Source organism: Novosphingobium rhizosphaerae, assembly GCF_050920675.1.
GTDB lineage: Bacteria > Pseudomonadota > Alphaproteobacteria > Sphingomonadales > Sphingomonadaceae > Novosphingobium > Novosphingobium rhizosphaerae.
Window position 1 is genome coordinate 2,390,017 of record NZ_CP137861.1, and the last position, 18,565, is coordinate 2,408,581.

The 18,565-nt window shown below is 66.7% G+C and carries 13 protein-coding genes; 12 read left to right on the forward strand and 1 reads right to left on the reverse strand.

The window, feature by feature from the left end:
• Positions 1 to 2 precede the first annotated feature (2 nt).
• From R9J51_RS10915 to R9J51_RS10970, 12 genes are all read left to right on the forward strand, one after another.
• Positions 3 to 1,250, forward strand: coding sequence for a pyridoxal-dependent decarboxylase, exosortase A system-associated (locus tag R9J51_RS10915; RefSeq protein ID WP_179504476.1), 1,248 nt, complete (start codon positions 3 to 5; stop codon positions 1,248 to 1,250).
• Between the two features lie 295 nt (positions 1,251 to 1,545).
• Complete coding sequence (locus R9J51_RS10920) at positions 1,546 to 2,160, forward strand: XrtA/PEP-CTERM system exopolysaccharide export protein (protein ID WP_179506429.1); 615 nt, start codon at positions 1,546 to 1,548, stop codon at positions 2,158 to 2,160.
• A gap of 58 nt (positions 2,161 to 2,218) precedes the next feature.
• A complete protein-coding gene (locus R9J51_RS10925; protein ID WP_179504477.1) occupies positions 2,219 to 3,736 on the forward strand; it encodes an XrtA system polysaccharide chain length determinant in 1,518 nt (505 codons plus the stop codon).
• A gap of 11 nt (positions 3,737 to 3,747) precedes the next feature.
• Positions 3,748 to 4,881, forward strand: a complete 1,134-nt coding sequence (locus R9J51_RS10930; RefSeq protein ID WP_179504478.1) for an AAA family ATPase — start codon at positions 3,748 to 3,750, stop codon at positions 4,879 to 4,881.
• Positions 4,878 to 6,575 (forward strand): preprotein translocase subunit YajC, encoded by a 1,698-nt coding sequence (locus tag R9J51_RS10935; RefSeq protein WP_179504479.1) that lies wholly within the window; start codon positions 4,878 to 4,880, stop codon positions 6,573 to 6,575. Before R9J51_RS10930 ends, R9J51_RS10935 begins: the two co-directional genes overlap by 4 nt.
• Before the next feature lie 22 nt (positions 6,576 to 6,597).
• Entirely contained in the window at positions 6,598 to 7,866 is a 1,269-nt protein-coding gene (locus tag R9J51_RS10940; RefSeq protein WP_179504480.1) for an XrtA/PEP-CTERM system-associated ATPase, read from the forward strand.
• A gap of 14 nt (positions 7,867 to 7,880) precedes the next feature.
• Positions 7,881 to 8,765, forward strand: coding sequence for an XrtA system polysaccharide deacetylase (locus tag R9J51_RS10945; protein ID WP_179504481.1), 885 nt, complete (start codon positions 7,881 to 7,883; stop codon positions 8,763 to 8,765).
• Entirely contained in the window at positions 8,762 to 9,823 is a 1,062-nt protein-coding gene (locus R9J51_RS10950) for a FemAB family XrtA/PEP-CTERM system-associated protein (protein WP_179504482.1), read from the forward strand. The genes R9J51_RS10945 and R9J51_RS10950 overlap by 4 nt, the downstream gene beginning before the upstream one ends.
• A gap of 1 nt (position 9,824) precedes the next feature.
• Positions 9,825 to 11,051, forward strand: coding sequence for a TIGR03087 family PEP-CTERM/XrtA system glycosyltransferase (locus R9J51_RS10955; RefSeq protein WP_179504483.1), 1,227 nt, complete (start codon positions 9,825 to 9,827; stop codon positions 11,049 to 11,051).
• A gap of 100 nt (positions 11,052 to 11,151) precedes the next feature.
• A complete protein-coding gene (gene xrtA / locus R9J51_RS10960) occupies positions 11,152 to 12,681 on the forward strand; it encodes an exosortase A (RefSeq protein ID WP_432787386.1) in 1,530 nt (509 codons plus the stop codon).
• 18 nt (positions 12,682 to 12,699) lie between these two features.
• The gene (locus R9J51_RS10965) at positions 12,700 to 14,604 is read left to right on the forward strand and encodes an XrtA/PEP-CTERM system amidotransferase (protein WP_179504484.1); all 1,905 of its coding nucleotides are present in this window, start codon (positions 12,700 to 12,702) and stop codon (positions 14,602 to 14,604) included.
• A gap of 280 nt (positions 14,605 to 14,884) precedes the next feature.
• Positions 14,885 to 16,972, forward strand: a complete 2,088-nt coding sequence (locus R9J51_RS10970) for an EAL domain-containing protein (protein WP_432787387.1) — start codon at positions 14,885 to 14,887, stop codon at positions 16,970 to 16,972.
• A gap of 386 nt (positions 16,973 to 17,358) precedes the next feature.
• On the opposite strand, the gene zapE is transcribed toward R9J51_RS10970, so the two are convergent.
• Positions 17,359 to 18,477, reverse strand: a complete 1,119-nt coding sequence (gene zapE, locus R9J51_RS10975; protein WP_179504485.1) for a cell division protein ZapE — start codon at positions 18,475 to 18,477, stop codon at positions 17,359 to 17,361.
• Positions 18,478 to 18,565 lie beyond the last annotated feature (88 nt).

The window sequence follows — 18,565 nt, forward strand, 5'->3', positions numbered from 1 at the left end:
CCATGAAACCGCTTGGCCCGATCCCGCCCCATTTCCACAGCCAGGGCGCTGACCTGCTGATCGCCGGTCGCCCGGCGCGCGATTGGGCGCAGGCCCATGGCACGCCGCTGTTCGTCTATGACGCCGGCGCAGTTCGCGCCCGCGTGGCGCAGCTGCGCGCCGCGCTGCCGGCGCGGGTGCGGCTGCATTATGCGGTGAAGGCCAATCCATTTGGCCCGCTGCTGGCTTTGCTGGCGGAATTGGTGGACGGGTTCGACATCGCCTCGGCCGGGGAACTGGCGCTGCTCAAGGCGCAGGGCATCGATCCGGCGCGCGCCGGCTTTGCCGGCCCGGGCAAGCGTGACGCGGAAATCGCCGCTGCGCTCGCCGCCGGGGTGACGCTGCACTGCGAATCCGCACGCGAGGTGGAACGCGCGCTCGCCCTGGGGGCGGCGGCGGGGCACAGGCCCAAGCTGGCGATTCGCGTCAATCCCGATTTCGACTTGCGCGGATCGGGCATGAAAATGGGCGGCGGGGCACGGCCCTTTGGCGTGGACGCGGAGAACGTGCCGCCGTTGGCGCGGCATATCGTGGCATCCGGGGCCGATTGGTGCGGCCTGCACATCTATGCCGGCAGCCAGGCGCTCGATGCCGAGGCGGTGATCGCCACGCAGGCCGCCACGCTCGATCTGGCGGCGCGCCTGGCCGGTGAAGCCGGGGTGCCGCTGCCCGCGCTCAACCTGGGCGGGGGCTTTGGCATTCCCTATTTTCCCGGTGACACGCCGCTCGACCTGGCGGCCGTGGGCAGCGCCCTGGCGGCGCGTCTGGCCGATTTGTCCGCCGTTCTCCACGACACGCAGCTGACCGTGGAACTGGGCCGATACCTTGTGGGCGAGGCCGGCGTCTATCTGGCGCAAGTGGTGGAACGCAAGGAAAGCCGGGGCGAGGTGTTCCTGGTCACCGATGGGGGCTTGCATCACCAGTTGGCCGCCAGCGGCAATTTCGGTACCGTGGTGCGGCGCAACTATCCCCTGGCGATTGCCACGCGGATGGATGCCCCGGCCAACGAGATCGCCAGCGTGGTGGGCTGCCTGTGCACGCCGCTCGATCGGCTGGCGGACAAGGCGGCGCTGCCGCGCGGTCAGGAAGGCGATCTGGTCGCGGTGTTCTGCGCGGGGGCCTATGGCGCCACGGCCAGCCCGGCGGCGTTCCTGGGGCATGGCCCGGCCAGCGAAATCCTGGCCGAAACCCAGGTGGACAGGGCGGGTTAATCTTTGCCGGGGCACCCGTCCCGAATTGGGACCAGGGCCGCGAAGCGCCTTGCCGCCCAAGGCGCTTGGCAACAAGACTAACCGTATCTTCACCCTTTTTGTCGATAGCCGAAGGTGAAGGTCGCAGGCCCCGATGGTCCCGATAGGGGACACTACATAGGGTCGGCGCAAGAGTCAGACAAAGGAACTGTCCGCGATGCCGTCCCATTCCGGCCCAATCCCGAACGCCGCCCGGAGCGCTGCGCAGAGCGTCGCCCGGATTGCCGCTGGGCGCGGACGTCTCGCCCGTACGAGCCTGGGGGTGGCGTGCATTTCGCTGTTGCTCACCGGCTGTGCCGGCGGCGCGCACGGTCCGCAGTTGCCGCCCGCCTCGTTCGTGGCCCTGCAAGAGGGGCCGGGCGAGGAATACGTGATCGGCCCGCTGGACGAGCTGACCATTTTCGTATGGCGCAATCCCGAGCTTGGCGCGCAAGTGCAGGTGCGGCCCGACGGGCGCATCACCACGCCGTTGATCACCGACATGCCCGCCGTGGGCAAGACCCCCTCGATGCTGGCCGAGGATATCAAGCTGCAGCTTTCGCAGTATATCCAGGAGCCGATCGTTTCGGTTATCGTCAACAAGTTTGCCGGCACGTTCAGCCAGCAGGTGCGCATCGTGGGGGCCACCGAAAAGCCCGCTTCGATTCCCTATCGCGCCAACATGACGCTGCTCGATGCCATGATCGCGGTGGGCGGGCTGTCGGAATATGCCGCCGGCAACCGCGCGCGGCTGATCCGGTTCGACAAGACCACCGGCAAGCAGACCGAATATGCCGTGCGCATCGGTGATCTTTTGCGCAAGGGCGATACCAAGGCCAATGTCATGCTGATGCCCGGTGACGTGATCATCATTCCGGAAAGCACGTTCTGACGATGGCTGCGACGGATCCCATCCGGGCGGGCCACCAGCCATTGGAGCGCGCGCCGCGATGACCAATCTTATCGATGAAGTGCGCATTGCGCTCTATGGCATCTGGCATCGCCGCTGGATGGCGCTGGGCGTGGCCTGGCTGGTCTGCCTGCTCGGCTGGCTGGTTGTGGCCATGGTGCCCAATTCCTATGAGTCCAAGGCGCGCATCTTCATCCAGATCGACGATGTGTTGTCCGACCAGATCGGCATCAACGGCAATGCCAAGCAGGATATCGAGCGGGTGCGCCAGACGCTGACCAGCACGGTCAACCTGGAAAAGGTGGTGCGTGCCACGCGGCTGGGCGACAAGGTCACCAACGACAAGCAGATGGAATCGGCCGTGGCGGGCCTGGCCACCCAGATCAAGGTGGTGAGCCAGCAGGACAACCTGTTCGAGATCAGCGCCACATCTGGCCGCAGTTCCTATACCGACGCGCAGAATGCCAAGCTGGCGCAGGACGTGGTGCAGAAGATGATCGACATCTTCCGCGAGGAAAACCTGGCCGGCGGGCGTGGCGAAATGACCGACAGCCTGGCCTTCATGGACCAGCAACTGGCCGATCGGCAAAAGGACCTGGAAGCCGCCGAGGCCAAGCGCCAGGAGTTCGAAGCCAAGAACGCCGCGCTGATGCCGGGCACCGGTTCGGTTTCCGCCAAGCTGGAAGGCGCGCGCAGCGAGCTGCGCGGGGTGGAATCCGATCTGCTGGCGGCGCAAAGCGCGCTGGCCTCGATCAACGGGCAGCTTTCGGGCACGGCACCCACCATCACCATTCCCGGCGCGCAGGGCGGCGCGCGCGGCGCGCTGGCGCAGGCGCTGGCAGACATGGCCTCGATGAAGGCGCGCGGGCTGACCGACAGCCATCCTGATGTGCTGGCGGCCAAGGCCCAGATTGCCAGCCTGCAACGCCAGGCTGCGGCCGAAGGCGGCCATGCCGGCACGCCCAACCCGGCCTATGCCTCGCTCCAGTCGATCAAGGCCGATCGCGAGGCCAGCCTGGTTTCGCTGCAATCGCGGAAAGCGTCGCTCCAGCAGGAAATCGGCCAGCTGACCGGCCAGCAATACAGCGAGCCTGCCGTCGCCGCCGAAGCATCGCGCATCAACCGCGACTATGACGTGCTCAAGGACCAGTACGACAAGCTGCTGCGCGATCGCGAGCAGTTGCGCCTGCGCGGCCAGGTGGAAAGCGAGCACAACTCGGTCAAGTTCGACGTGATCGACCCACCCAGCACGCCGCGTGGGCCTTCGGCACCCGATCGCCCGCTGCTGTTGATGCTGGTGCTGATCGTCGGGCTGGCGGCGGGCTGCGGCGTGGCCTTTGCCATGGCGCAACTGCGCTCCAGCTATGCCACGACGGGCCAGCTCGAACGCGCCACGGGCATGATCGTGCTGGGATCGGTCTCGCTGACCCAAACCGCCGCCGCCCGCGCGCGGCAGTGGAAGCAATTGAAGCTGTTCGGCGGTGCCACGGCTGGCCTGGTGCTGGTATTGATGGTGCTGTTGGCGGTGGAATTCATGAAACGGCGGATGGTGGCGTGAAGGGGCAGGACATGACCGACCAGAGCGATACGCCCCAGCCGCCCCGGGAAACCCCGCGCCGCGCGGCCCCCTCGCTGATCGAGCGGGCGGCGGGCACGTTTGATTTCCGCCAGCACATGCGTGCACCGGCGGTGCCGCCGCTGCCCGCCAAGGCAGCGCCACCGCCCGCCGCGACGCCGGCGCCCATACCCACTGCCGAGCCCACGCCTGCGCCGGCCAGCGAACCTGCGCCTGCGCCTGCTGCGCCGGATCCTGTCGCCGCGCAACCGGTTGAGCCAGACCCGATCGTGCCCGAACCGCCGGCGTTTGCGCCGGAAGGGGCACAAGTGTTCATTCCGGCCCCCGCCGAGGCCGCGCCGCCGGAAAGCGACGCGACGCTCGATGGCATTCCCTCGCGCCAGCGGTTCAAGAAGGCGGCCCAGCCGATCGACCGCCGCCTGTTGCGCGAACAATGCCTGATCGAACCCGAAGGGCCGGTCAGCGCGCTGCTGGAAGAGTTCCGCATCGTCAAGCGCCAGCTTTTGCTGACGGCGGCGGATTCGCGCGCCGGGCGCACCGGCCGCCATGGCGAGCGCATCCTGGTCTGCTCGGCCCATCCGGGCGAGGGCAAGACATTCTGCGCGGTAAACCTGGCGCTGTCGATCGCGGCGGAAAAGGACAACGAAGTCCTGCTGGTCGATGCCGACTTTGCCAAGCCTTCGGTGCTGTCCACGCTGGGCCTGCCCGGCGGGCCGGGGCTGATGGATGCGCTGGCTGATCCCGAAGTCATGGTCGAGGAATGCATCATTCCCACCGATATTCCGGGCCTGTCCGTGCTGCCCGCCGGCAACCAGACGGGGTCCGATACCGAATACCTCGCCTCGGTGCGCACGCGCGCCATTCTTGACCGGCTGACCGCGCAATCGCCCAGCCGCATCGTGATTTTCGACAGCCCGCCCGCGCTGGCCGCCTCGCCCGCATCGGAACTCGCGATGCACGTGGGCCAGGCGCTGATGGTGGTGCGCGCCGACGTGACCGGAGAAGCCGCGCTGCGCGATGCAGTGGGCATGCTTTCGGGCTGCGCGGATATCAAGCTTCTGCTCAACGGCACGCGCTTCTCGCCCACTGGGCGGCGCTTTGGCACTTACTATGGATACAAGGAATGAAACGCACTCGTTCCATTATCCTCACCGGCTTGCTGGCCGGGTCCGGTCTGGCGGTTGCGCCGGGGGCCCTGGCGCAATCGCTGCCCTATCAGGTGGGCAGCGACGATGGCGCCGCAGCGTCTGACGCAGAGGGCGCCGCGCCGCGCAGCGGGCACAGCGCGCGCGGGGCAGGATCGGGCGTGCGCACCACGATCCGGCCCTATCTGGAAGTGACGCAGAACCTGCTGGCGCAGATCACCCCCGGCAACGACGTGGTGACTTATACCACGTTGGCGGCCGGGGTGGATGCCACGCTGGCCGGGCGGCGCACGCAGGGCCAGATTTCGGTGCGCTATGAACGCCGCTTCGTGGAAAAAGGGCGGGTTGGCGACTCCGACACCATTTCGGGCATGGCGCGCGTGTCGCACCAGCTCGTGCCCCGCACGCTGAGCATCGAGGCCGGCGGCCTTGCCGCGCGCACGCGGGTGGAGGCGAATGGTTCCGCCACGCTCAATCCGCTGTCGGTCAACGATGCGGTCAGCCAGGTCTATTCGGTCTATGCCGGGCCGGCACTGACCACGCACGCGGGCGAAGTGGCGATCAATGCCAATTACCTGGCCGGCTATACCAAGCTGACCCAGAAGAATGCCTACCAGCCCGCCGCCGGGCAGCCGCGCGTGGACCTGTTCAACCATTCGGTGGTGCAATCGGCGCAAGTCTCCGCCGGGACCAAGGCCGGCACGGTGCTGCCGGTGGGCCTGACGGCCAGCGCAGGGTGGGACCGCGAGGATATCTCCAACCTGGACCAGCGCATCGACGACAAGCGCGTCGGCCTTCAGGCCACGCTGCCGGTCAGCCGCACGGTGCAGCTGGTGGGCGACGTGGGTTGGGAACATATCCGCGTCTCTTCGCGCGATGCGCTGCGCGATGCCAATGGCAATGCGGTGGTGGGCAGCGATGGCCGCTATGTGACCGACACCAGCAAGCCGCGCCAGATCGCCTATGACAGCAATGGCCTGACCTGGGACGTGGGCGTGATGTGGCGGCCCAGCCGGCGCACCTCGCTGTCGGCCTTCGTCGGCCGGCGCTATGACAGCACGACCTATTTCGGCAGCTTTTCCTATGCGCCCAACACGCGCAGCTCGCTCAACATATCGGTCTACGATGGCATTTCGGGCTTCGGATCGAGCTTGTCGAACGCGCTGAAGCAAGTGCCGACCGACTTTGCCACTGGCGGCGCTTCGGGCTGCGGCATTGGCGCCACGGGTGGATCTTGCGTCAATGGCGCACTGTCTTCGGTGTCTTCGTCCGTCTTCCGCCAACGCGGGGTAAGCGCGACCTATGGCTTTGCCATGGGCCGGCTGCGGCTGGGCGTGGGCGCAGGCTATGTCCGCCGCCGCTTCATCGCCGCGCCGGGCACCGTACTCGCCCAGGCCAATGGCACCGTGGACCAGAGCTGGTACGTGACCGGCGGGGTTTCGGGCCAGCTGGGCCGTGACGCGAGTTTCAGCGTGGCGGTCTACGATGCCTGGTACGACAGCGGCACGGCGTTGCTGGGCAATACCAATTCTTATGGCATCTATGCCTCATACTATCGGCGCCTGGCCGATCGTCTCACCGCAACGGCTTCGGTTGGGCTTGACGGGGTGAGCCGCGATCTGGCTGCGGACCAATTGGAAGCGACAGGCCTCATTGGCTTGCGCTACACGCTCTGACGGTTCAGGAGGCGATACGCCCATGTACGATGATTTCTACCGCCTTTCGGCCCGTCCGTTCCAGCTGACGCCCGATCCGGATTTCTATTTCGAAAGCGCTACGCACAAGAAGGCGCTGTCCTACCTGGGCTATGGCCTGGCGCAGAGCGAAGGCTTCATCGTCATCACCGGCGAAGTGGGCGCGGGCAAATCCACCCTGGCGGCGCATCTTCTGGCCAGCATCGACCCGGCGCAGCTGACGGCCGCGCAGATCGTGACCAGCAAGCTTGATGGCCAGGAACTGGTGCACATGGCCGCGCGCGCGTTCGGCCTGGATGTGGCCGGCCATGACAAGGCCGCCGCGCTCGCCCGGATCGAAGCATTCCTGCATGACGAGGCCCGCGCGGGGCGCCGCTGCCTGCTGGTGGTGGACGAAGCGCAGAACCTGAGCGTGGAAGCGCTGGAAGAACTGCGCATGCTGTCCAACTTCCAGCTGGGCGCGCATCCGCTGTTGCAGATCCTGCTGCTGGGCCAGCCCGAATTCCGCACCCTGGTGCAGCATTCGCCCCGGCTGGAGCAATTGCGCCAGCGCGTGATCGCCACGCACCACCTGGCGCCGATGGAGCCGGATGAAGTGGGCCCCTATGTGGAGCACCGCCTGGCCCGCGCCGGGTGGAACGGCAACCCGGCGTTCGAGCCGCGCGTCTATGCCGATCTCGCCCGCGCCAGCGGCGGCATTCCCCGCCGGATCAACCAGATTTTGAGCCGCGTGCTGCTGGCCGGCGCGCTGGAGCAGACCAACCGGATCGAGGCCGGGCTGCTCCACGCCGTGCTCGACGACATGGCTGCCGACAGCGCCGCACCGGCGCCGGAAGCCGCTGCCGAACCAGCACAGGCCCCTCATGCCGCGCCTGCCATGCCGCAGGCCGCATCGGCGCAGGCGCTGGGCCTGACCACCGACACGTTCCACGGCGAGGGCGAGGCGCAGCAGCCCGCGTCCCAGACGCAGACCCACGCCTTTGACCTGGCTGCGATCGAGGCCGCCATGGCCAGCCGCGACGAGCAGATTGCCGAATTGCAGCAGGCAGTGATCGAAGTGGCGGAAATGCGCGCCGCGATGGGCGACCAGGCCGCTGCGGCCCAGGCCGATGGCGAAGCCCGCACGGCGGCGCTGGAAGCCGCGCTGAGCGATGCCGCCGCGCGCATCGGGGTGCTCGAGCATCGCCTGGCCGAGCAGGAACAAGCGATCCGCCACGTGCTGACCATGCTGATCGAATGGTTCGAAACCGACCGCCCCAAGCGCGCGGCCTGAACGAAAGAGCGGCCATGCCATCGCCTGTCATCAACGGCCTTTCCGTCGACGTGGAGGAATGGTTCCAGGTCGGCGCGTTCGAAAAGGTCATCGCCCGCGCGCAATGGGACGGCCTGGATTCGCGGGTGGAGCGCAATGTTCGCGCGATCCTGGCGATGTTTGCCGCGGCCGATGTGAAAGCCACGTTCTTCACGCTGGGCTGGGTGGCGCAGCGCCATCCCGCGCTGGTGCGCGCCATTGCCGATGCCGGGCATGAGGTGGCGAGCCACGGCTGGGATCACCAGCGGGTCTTCACCATGGACCCGGCGGCCTTTGCCGCTGACCTTGCCCGCGCGCGCGATGCGCTGGAACAGGCAAGCGGCCAGGCGGTGACCGGCTATCGCGCGCCCAGCTTCTCCATCGATGCGCGCAATCCCTGGGCGCACGATGTCCTGGCGCAGACCGGCCACGCCTATTCCTCGTCGGTCGCGCCGATCGTGCACGATCACTATGGCTGGCGCGAGGCGCCGCGCTTTGCCTTTCGCCCGCTGGCGAATTGCGCGCTGTTGGAAATTCCGGTGACCACCGCGGAAATCGCCGGGCGGCGCATGGCAGCTGGCGGCGGCGGGTTCTTCCGCTTGCTGCCCTATGGCGTTTCGAGCTGGGCGATCCGCCAGGTCAATGCCGCAGGGCGCCCGGCGGCGTTCTATTTCCACCCCTGGGAAATCGATCCCGATCAGCCGCGCCGCAACGACGCACCGTGGCGCTCGCGCTTTCGCCATTACACCAATCTTGCGGTAATGGCGCCCAAGCTGGAGCGGTTGGTGCGTGCTTTCGCCTGGGGGCGGATGGACGAACTGGCCGCGCGCGAAGCCGCCTGGGTGGATAGCGCGCCCGCGCCGCTTCCGGCTGCGGCATGAACGCGCCGTTCCGCCTGGGCGCGCCGACCGTGCGCGAGGCCGGGCCGGATGACCGCGCCGCCTATGACCGGTTCCTGGCCGGGCAACCCGATGCCAGCGTGTTTCACGATCCCCGCTGGCTCGATGCCGTGGCGCAGGGCAGCGGCCATGCCAGCCGGCTCCTGCTGGCCGAACAGGCCGGCGTGATCGTGGCGGCGCTGCCTTTGCATGCGGTTTCGTCGCTGCTGTTCGGGCGGGCGCTGGTGTCCGCCGGCTTTGCCGTGGGCGGCGGGATCGTGGGCGATGCGGCCGCGGCGCCCGCGCTGGTGGCGGCTGCGCAAGACCTGGCCCAGCGCCTGAAAAGCCCGACGATCGAACTGCGCGGTGGCGTGGTGCCTCAGGCGCAGGGGTGGCACGTCAAGCAGGACAGCCACGCCGGCTTCGTGATGCCCCTAGCGGCCGACGATGCGGCACAGTTGCAGGCCGTGCCGCGCAAGCAGCGGGCCGAACTGCGCAAGGGGCTGGCCCAACCGCTGGAAATCCGCACCGGGAATGGCGCGCAGGACCGCGCCTGGCACTATCGCGTTTACAGCGAATCCGTGCGCAACCTGGGCACGCCGGTGTTTCCGCGCCGGCTGTTTGCCCGCATGCTCGATGCCTTTGGCCAGGATGCCGATATCCTGACCGTGCTGCACGAGGGGCAACCGGTGGCCAGCGTGCTCAGCCTATATCACGGCGGCGCGGTCATGCCCTATTGGGGCGGGGGCGTGCTGGCGGCACGCGCCCTGCGCGCCAACGACGTGATGTATTATGCGCTGATGAACCATGCGCGCGGGCGCGGCATGGATCGCTTCGATTTCGGGCGGTCCAAGGTGGATTCGGGGGCCTATCACTTCAAGCGCAACTGGGGTTTCGTGCCCCAGCCGCTGTCTTATGCGCACTGGACCGCCGACGGCCAGGCGCCGCGCGACGTCAATCCATTGAGCCCGCGTTACCAGGCCAAGATCCGTCTGTGGCAGAAACTGCCGCTGCCGCTGGCCAACCTGATCGGGCCGATCATCGCGCGCGGGCTGGCCTGACATGGGCGAAATCCTGTTCATCGCGCATCGCATCCCGTTTCCGCCCGATCGCGGCGACAAGATCCGCTCGCACCACATCCTCAAGGCCTTGGCCGCGCTGGCGCCGGTGCATGTGGCATGCCTGGCCGACGACGCGCAGGATATGGCGCATGAAAGCGAACTGGCGGCGGTGGCGGCCAGCCATTGCCTGGTGCGGCGGCGCGGATCGCTGGCGAGCGCGGGGCTGGCGGCGCTGCTGGGCGGCCGGCCAATCAGCCTGGCCGCCTTTTCCAACGGCAAGCTGGCACGCTACGTGAAGCGGACCCTGGCCAGCCGGCCGATCACCACGATCTTCGTGTTTTCCGGGCAGATGGCGCAATATGTGCCCGCCGGTTTCACTGGCCGCGTGGTGATGGATTTCGTCGACGTGGATTCGGCCAAGTTCGGCCAATATGCCCGGCGTCCCGGCCTGGCTGCGCCCGTCTATGCGCGCGAAGCCTGGCTGCTGCGCCGCTATGAAGCGCGCATTGCGCGCCGGGCCACGACCAGCCTTTTGGTGAGCGAGGCGGAGGCCGCGCTGTTTCGCAGCCGCCTGGGGCGCGGGGTCATGCCCGATGTGCGCAGCCTGGGCAATGGCATCGACACCGCCTATTTCGATCCGGCCGGCATTGCCATTGCGCCGCAGATGGTCATGGCGGGGCCGCAGATCGTGTTTACCGGGCAGATGGACTATCCGCCCAATGTGGACGCGGTGGTTTCCTTCGCCCGCCAGGTCATGCCCCTGATCCGGGGGCGGTTTCCGCGTGCCGAATTCAACGTGGTGGGCCGCGCACCCACGCCGGCCGTCCAGGCGCTCGATGGCGTGAACGGCACCCGCGTGACCGGCGCCGTGGCCGATGTGCGCCCCTGGCTGGCCGGGGCAGACCTGGTCGTCGTGCCGCTGACGCTGGCGCGCGGGGTGCAGAACAAGGTGCTCGAAGCCATGGCCATGGCGCGGCCCGTATTGCTGACGCCAGAGGCCGCCACCGGGATTGCGGCCACGGACGGGCGCGACTTTGCCATTTCGCCGGCCGCCAGCGAGGAACTGGCCGCGCGCGCGGTTGGGCTGCTGTCCGACACGATCCGCGCCGATGCGCTGGGCCGTGCGGCGCGCGCTTTCGTGATCGCGCAATGCGGATGGGATCGCGTGCTGGCGCCATTGCCCGCGTTGGTTGGCCTCGATCGCCGGTTTGGCCGCCGTGCGGCTTGATATTTTTGCCAGATCCTCTCCCGCAAAGCGGGGGAGGGGGACCGCCGGCGCAGCCGGTGGTGGAGGGGGTGGGGCGCTCGATGCCCCCTCCGTCGGGCCTGTGGCCCGCCACCTCCCCCACGGTGTGGGGGAGGATCTTGGGCCTTGGGCCATTCTGGCGCTGTGCTGGCTGGGGCTGATCGCGCTGTTCCATGCCGATTGGGCGGCTATGGCGGGGCAGTGGTGGGAGAGTTCCACCTATAGCCACATCCTGCTGGTGCCCTTGATCCTGGCCTGGCTGGTGTCGCTGCGCTGGGCCGCCTTGCGCCAGATCGCGCCGCAGGGGTGGTGGCCGGGGCTGGCGCTGTTTGCCGGCGCTGCGTTCCTGTGGATGCTGGGCGATTTCGCCGGTTTTTCGCTGGTGACGCAGACGGCCTGCGTGCTGATGCTCCAGGCCAGCCTGCTCGCGCTGATGGGGCCGCGCGTCGGGGCCGCCTTGCTGTTTCCCCTGGCCTACATGCTGTTCCTGGTGCCGTTCGGCGATGAACTGGTGCCGATGTTGCAGCTGGTGACGGCGCGTATCGTCATGGCGCTGCTGCATGTGGTGGGCATTCCTGCGACGCTCGATGGCGTGTTCATCACCACGCCGGCGGGCTATTTCAAAGTGGCCGAAGCCTGTTCGGGCGTGAAGTTCCTGATCGCCATGGTCGCCTATGGCGTGCTGGTCTGCCAGGTCTGCTTTCGTTCCTGGCCGCGCCGCGCCGGGTTCATGGTGCTGGCGCTGGAGGTGCCGGTGCTGGCCAACGGGGTGCGCGCCTGGGGCACGATCGTGCTGGCGGGCAAGCTGGGCATCCAGTTCGCCGCCGGGTTTGACCATATATTTTACGGCTGGGTGTTCTTTGCCGTGGTCATGGCACTGACGATGCTGGCCGGCTGGCGCTTTTTCGATCGTGGGCGCGACGATCCGCCGGTGCGGGCCGCCGTGATCCTGGCGGACGCGCGCCTTGCCCGACTGGCACGGGCGCGCCTGGGGCAGGGTGTGGTGCTGGCCGGGCTCGTGGCCCTGGCGCTGGGCTTCGTTTTATGGGGAGAGGCGGCGGGCCGGCTGGCTGCACCCCTGCCGGCGCGGATCGACCTGCCGGCCGTGCCGGGGTGGCACCGTGTGGCAACGCCCCCGGCCTGGCCGTGGCAGCCGCGCCATGCGGGCGCCGATCATCGCCTGCTGGGCCGCTTTGCCGATGGGCAGGGCCATGTGGTCGATGTGTCATTCGCGCTCTATGCCGGGCAGGGCGAGGGGCGCGAGGCGGGCGGTTTTGGCGAAGGCGCTGTGCCGCCGGGCAGCGGCTGGGCCTGGGAAAAGCCCGCTCCGGCGCTGGAAGGCGGCAAGGGTGACATGATCCAGGCCCCCGGCCCGGTCCATCGCCTGGCGCTGACCTGGTACCGCACCGATGGCTGGCTGGGTGGCAGCAATATCCATCTCAAGCTGTGGAACATCGCCGACCGGCTCTTGCTGCGTCCGCGGACCACGGCCACGCTGATCCTGTCGAGCGAGGACAAGGCCAATGCACCGGCAGCGCCGGCACTGGCCGCCTTCGTGGCCTCCGCCGGGCCGCTCGACCGCTGGATCGACACCATTTCGCGCGGGCAATAAGGGGCTGGTTTTCACGGCATGTGCGGCATTGCGGGGATTTTTCACACCCAGGGGATGAAGCCGGTCGATCCGGTGCGCTTGCGCGCCATGGGCGACGTGATCGCGCATCGCGGCCCCGATGGCGATGGGGTGTGGACCGCGCCCGGCGTGGGCCTGGGCCACCGCCGCCTGTCGATCATCGACCTGGCCGGATCGCCCCAGCCCATGGCCAGCGCCGATGGCGCGGCAATGCTCGTGTTCAATGGCGAGATCTATAACTACCAGGACTTGCGCCGCGAACTGGTCGCGCTCGGCGCGCGGTTCCGCACCGACGGCGACAGCGAAGTGATCCTGGCCGCCTGGCAGCATTGGGGCGTGGACTGCCTGGCGCGGTTCAACGGCATGTTTGCCTTTGCCCTTTACGACTTGCGCGCACGCACGCTGCTGCTGGCCCGCGACCGGTTGGGGGTGAAGCCGCTGCACATGGCCACGCTTGCTGACGGCAGCGTGATCTTCGGCTCGGAGCTCAAGCAGTTGCTTGCCCATCCCATGCTGCGCCGCACGCTCGATCCGCTGGCGGTGGAAGACTATCTGGCCTGGGGCTTCGTGCCCGATGGCTGCTCGATCCTGGGCGGGGTGGAGAAACTGCCGGCGGGGCATTATCGCCTGCTGCGCCACGATGCCCCGCCACCGCCACCGGTGCAGTGGTGGGACGTGTCGTTTGCCGAGCGTGACCGCGCCAGCGAAAAGGACCTGGAAGCGCACCTGCTGCACCGCCTGCGCAAGGCGGTCACGTCGCGCATGGCGGCCGATGTGCCGCTGGGCGCGTTCCTGTCGGGCGGGGTGGACAGTTCCACCGTGGTGGCGCTGATGGCCGAGGCCAGCCGCGACCCGGTCAAGACATGCGCGATCGGGTTTGACGTGGCCGCGCTCGATGAAACCAGCTGGGCGGGCGCGGTGGCGCAGCGCTTTGCCACGCAGCACCATGCGCGTACGGTTTCTGCCGACGATTTCCAACTCGTTGACCGGCTGGTCGCGATGTTCGACGAGCCCTTTGCCGATGCTTCGGCGCTGCCCACCTTCCGGGTGTGCGAACTGGCGCGCAGCCATGTGACGGTGGCGCTGTCGGGCGATGGCGCGGACGAGGCCTTTGCCGGCTATCGCCGCCAGGTGTTCCATCATTGCGAAGAGCAGGCGCGCGCGCTTTTGCCCGCCGGCCTGCGCCGCCCGGTGTTCGGCGCGCTGGGCCGGCTCTATCCCAAGGCGGACTGGGCGCCGCGCCCGCTGCGCGCCAAGGCCACGTTCCAGAGCCTGGCCCAGGATGGCGAGGTGGGCTATGCCCGCGCCCTGGCGGTGACCGCGCCCGAGGCGCGTGCGGCGCTCTATTCCCCCGAATTTGCGCGGCTTCGCGGGGATTACCGCGCCGAGGAGCCGCTGGTGGCGCTGATGCGCGGCGCCCCGGCGCAAAGCGGGCTGGACCGCGCGCAATATGCCGATCTCAAGTTCATGCTGCCCGGCGACATCCTGACCAAGGTGGACCGCACGAGCATGGCCGTGAGCCTGGAAGCGCGCGAGCCGTTGCTTGACCACCGCCTGATCGAATTCGCCGCGCGCCTGCCCGAAACCATGCGGGTGCATGGGGCCACCGGCAAATGGCTGATGAAGCAGACCATGCGCCGCTACTTGCCCGACGATGTGTTGTTCCGGCCCAAGATGGGCTTCGTCACCCCGATCGCGGCCTGGCTGCGCGGGCCATTGGCGAGCGCGGCACGCGGCGTTGCCCACGGTGGCGCGCTGGCGCGCACGGGTTGGTTCGATGCGCAACGCATGGCCGCCCTGGCCGAATCGCATATTGCCGGAAGGGCCGACAACAGCCGCGTCCTGTGGCAGTTGCTGATGCTCGATCGCAGCCTGGCCCGGCTGGATAGCTCTTTGGCACCATAGCCTTACCCCGGGCCTAGGGCCTTGCGCGTTACCACCGATGGTAAACGGTAAGGTGATCTAAACCATTTCGGACTAGCTCAGTTAGGTAACCCAACTGCGCCGATGGTCCATGCGAAACTTTCTGCGATCCCCGATCGGAATATCGCTGCTGCTGAGCCTGGCGCTTTGGCTGCCCCTTTTGGGCATCACGGACATTCCCCGCCACGTATATTGGAACACTGCCTTTCACTTCGTGACGCGGCCTGCGCCCTCTTCGGTAGTGGTCGTTTCCGTGGATGGGATGCCCGAACTCGACACCGCTACCGAAGCCCGCGTGCTCGAAGGCGTGCGGCGGCAGATGCCGATGCAGGTGTTCGTCGATCTGCGCATCCCCTACGGGCTCGACGCCGACGGTGACAGGCAACTGAAATCGATCATCGATAGCTATGGTACCGACATCGCGTTCGTCGCGCGTGCAAGCGAGGCGAACCGCAAGGACAAGGGCGCCTTCACGTTTCCGGCGCCCGAGATTGCCGGCACGCATCCGATCTACGTGTCTTCGTGGAACGACAATTTCATCCACGCCGCCGTGTCCGCACCTTACGCCGTGGAAATCGGCGGCAGGTCGTATCCTGCATTGTCCGCAGCGCTGGCGGGTGTGAAGTCTGTGCCGGACGGCACGTTTTATCCCGATTTCACGGTCGATCCCAGCACCATCAAGCAGATCAGCGCGCGCACGCTGCTGGAACATTCCTATACCGCGGGCCTGCTGTCAGGGCGGACGGTTATCATCACGGCATCGAACGGCATCGCGCCCATGCGATACCTTGGCCACGGTATCAAGCCGCCCGTCTCGCTGGACATCGCCGGCGCGGAAGGGCTGAAGCGGCCGCTGAACGCCGATCTCTCGTTCTTGCCCTTGCTGATGCTGGCGGTGGGAACCGTGCTCTTGGCCAGGCGCATGCAACGCCGTGCTGCTAAGAATGCTGCTTACGTCGCCTTGATGGTGATCCTGATCTTCTTGCCGATCACCATTCGGTTCATCGGTCTCGTGATCCATCCCGATGTCGCGCTGACATTCATGGGCATATATGGAGCCATTCGGCTCTGGCAGCGACGAACGCGGCGGATCCAGCACACCAGCACGTCGGGCCTTCCCAACTTCCTTGCACTGTCGTCTCATCCAATCGACGTCGGCCGCGATGTAATCGTCGCGGTTGTCGCACGCTACGAGGAAATTCTCGCGACGTTGCCGCGCGACCTTCATGGCGAATGCGCCAACCAAATTGCACGTCGGCTGTCGGTTGGGTCAGGGGCTGGGCAAATCTTTCACGGCGACGGCGGCCATTTCGCCTGGGCGGAAGAGGCACGGCCGATCGATGTGCAATTGAGCCACCTGGAAGGTTTGCGCGCGCTGTTTTCGGCGCCATTGCAAATCGGCACGCACACGTTTGATACCAACATTCACTTCGGGTTGGACCGCAACGAAGGCTTGGACGCGCTGACGCGCGTGAATTCGGCCCTCGCGAGCGCGAACGATGCGTTGAGCAACGGGCGACCCGTGGAGGTTTTCGAGGCGCATCGACTCGCCGAAGCGCCATGGGAGCTTTCGCTGCACGCGCGCATCGACGAAGGCCTGCGCAATGGCGACATCTGGCTGGCGTTCCAGCCGCAGTGGGATTACCGCACTGGGCGCGTCTCGGGCGCGGAAGCCCTGATCCGTTGGAATCACCCGACGCGCGGGTTCATCGCACCGGATGCTTTTATCCTGCAGGCAGAGCGGGCAGGACGGATCGACGCGCTGACGTATTGGGTGCTTGAAGAGGCCATTACGGCGGCGCAGGCCGTGAATGCCCTTGGGCCGCGTTTCCAGATGAGCATCAACCTTTCGGGCCAAATGGTCGACAAGCCCGACCTGGTCGGAAACTTTCGTGAGATCGTGACCCGGCGCGGCATCAATCCCAGTCTGCTGACCATCGAGATCACCGAGACGTCAGGCATGAACAATCGCGCTGATGCCGTCCGCAATCTCTCGCGTCTTCGCGACCTGGGTTTCCGCCTGTCGATTGACGACTTCGGCACGGGTGAGGCCAGTCTTGCCTATCTGGCCGATCTGCCGAGCGATGAGTTGAAGATCGATCGGCGTTTTGTTTCGCGCTTGCTGACCAGTGACCGTGACCGGGCGATTATCACCAGCACCATTGGTCTTGCGCATGCTCTCGGGCAGGCGGTGGTGGCCGAAGGGATTGAGGACGAGGCGACGTTCCAATTGCTCGCCGCCTTGGGATGCGACCATGCGCAGGGGTATTACCTGAGCAAGCCCCAGCCTTTCGACATCATGTTTCGCGACTACCAGGCGCGCATGCAGCCGCAGAGCAAGGCTGTCTGATTTAACAATCTGAGCCGAATTGGTGAGCGCAGGCCGCCTTGAGCTGGCTGCGTTTCGTTGCGCTGCGTCAAATTTCCCTATGTTTATATACGGTTGGTTGTTCTGAAATGGGACAGGTGCCCCTTCGGGAGGCGAATTTGCAATTGTTTACTTCTTGTTAACCAAGGAACTTAGTGATATCTCGAGGCCTCTAACCGTGGATGGAGGTTCTCATGCTGCTTCGCCTGCTGTTCGGCTAATGCCGATACGGGAACTCGCTGTAGCGTAGGCATTTTTTAAATGTTGTGCGTATCAGGTCAGTAAAGCCCTTTAAAAAGCAAAAGCCCGCGATGAATAATCGCGGGCTTTCGTCTTTATAATGACTTTAAGTTTTATTGGATTATGGCTCACTCATTGCCGTGTCCGAGCGCCAGATAGTCTTGGCTTTGCATTTCCATCAGTCGACTCACGGTGCGCTCGAATTCGAATCGGCCGTCGCCCGATTCGTAAAGGTTAACGGGTTCGGCGTCGGCCGTGGCGATCAGCTTGACCTTGTGTTCGTAGAGCGCGTCGATGAGGGTGACGAAGCGGGCGGCTTCGTTGCGCTGTTCCGGGCCTAGTTGCGGAATGCCGACGATGATCACGGTGTGATAGGCGTGGGCGATCGCGAGGTAATCCGAGGCACCGCGCGGCTGGGCGCAAAGGCGCTTGAAGCTGAACACGCCAACGCCCTTGAGGCTTTTGGGCACGTGCAGCGTGCGTCCTCCGCCCACGTCGAGTTCTGCGCTCGGCACGTTGGCGCTGTCTTCGGGGGCAAAGTCGGTCATGCGGAAGAATGCTTCGCGTACGGCTTCGGTCGCGGCCGGGCCATTGGGCACGTGCCAGGTGCCCACGCCCTGCAGGCGTTCGAGCCGGTAATCGACCGGCCCGTTGAGCGCCAGCACGTCGAGCCGGCTTTCGACCAGCGCGATGAACGGCAGGAAATGCTCGCGGTTTAGGCCGTTCTTGTAGAGTTCCGACGGCGCGCGGTTGCTGGTGGTGACCACCACCACGCCATGTTCCACGATCAGCGCGGTGAACATCCGGCTCATGATCATGGCATCGGCGCTGTTGTTGACGACCATTTCGTCAAAGCACAGCACCCGGCATTCGGCGGCGAGGCCGGCGGCGACGGGCACGATCGGGTCGCCGCTCTCGCTCTTGCGCGCTTCGCGCAGGCGGGCATGCACATCCAGCATGAAGGCATGGAAATGGGCGCGTCGCTTGGCCGACACGGCGAGATTGTCGTGGAACAGGTCCATCAACATGGATTTGCCGCGCCCGACGCCGCCCCACATGTAGAGCCCGCGGGGCGGAGGCGGAGCCTTGTTGCCGAGCATGCGGCCAAAAAGACCCGGCGCGGGCGGGGGGCTTTCCAGTTCCTGCTGCAGCCGGTCGAGCCGGGTGGCGGCGGCCGCCTGTTCGGGATCGGGGCGCAGTTCGCCCGAGGCGACGAGTTGCGCATAGCGCTGGGTGATGCGAGTCATGAAAAAGGAACGGGCCCCTGGAAAAGCAGAACGCCGGCCGGAAGGGACCGGCCGGCGTTCGGGATAACGCGAGAAGGAAAGCCGGCGC

Bases quoted from the DNA above. Each gene is read 5' to 3' on its own strand.
- R9J51_RS10915 (WP_179504476.1), top strand. From the start codon at position 3: ATGAAACCGCTTGGCCCGATCCCGCCCCATTTCCACAGCCAGGGCGCT.
- R9J51_RS10925 (WP_179504477.1), top strand. From the start codon at position 2,219: ATGACCAATCTTATCGATGAAGTGCGCATTGCGCTCTATGGCATCTGG.
- R9J51_RS10930 (WP_179504478.1), top strand. From the start codon at position 3,748: ATGACCGACCAGAGCGATACGCCCCAGCCGCCCCGGGAAACCCCGCGC.
- R9J51_RS10935 (WP_179504479.1), top strand. From the start codon at position 4,878: ATGAAACGCACTCGTTCCATTATCCTCACCGGCTTGCTGGCCGGGTCC.
- R9J51_RS10940 (WP_179504480.1), top strand. From the start codon at position 6,598: ATGTACGATGATTTCTACCGCCTTTCGGCCCGTCCGTTCCAGCTGACG.
- R9J51_RS10945 (WP_179504481.1), top strand. From the start codon at position 7,881: ATGCCATCGCCTGTCATCAACGGCCTTTCCGTCGACGTGGAGGAATGG.
- R9J51_RS10950 (WP_179504482.1), top strand. From the start codon at position 8,762: ATGAACGCGCCGTTCCGCCTGGGCGCGCCGACCGTGCGCGAGGCCGGG.
- R9J51_RS10955 (WP_179504483.1), top strand. From the start codon at position 9,825: ATGGGCGAAATCCTGTTCATCGCGCATCGCATCCCGTTTCCGCCCGAT.
- R9J51_RS10965 (WP_179504484.1), top strand. From the start codon at position 12,700: ATGTGCGGCATTGCGGGGATTTTTCACACCCAGGGGATGAAGCCGGTC.
- R9J51_RS10970 (WP_432787387.1), top strand. From the start codon at position 14,885: ATGCCCGAACTCGACACCGCTACCGAAGCCCGCGTGCTCGAAGGCGTG.
- zapE (WP_179504485.1), bottom strand. From the start codon at position 18,477: ATGACTCGCATCACCCAGCGCTATGCGCAACTCGTCGCCTCGGGCGAA.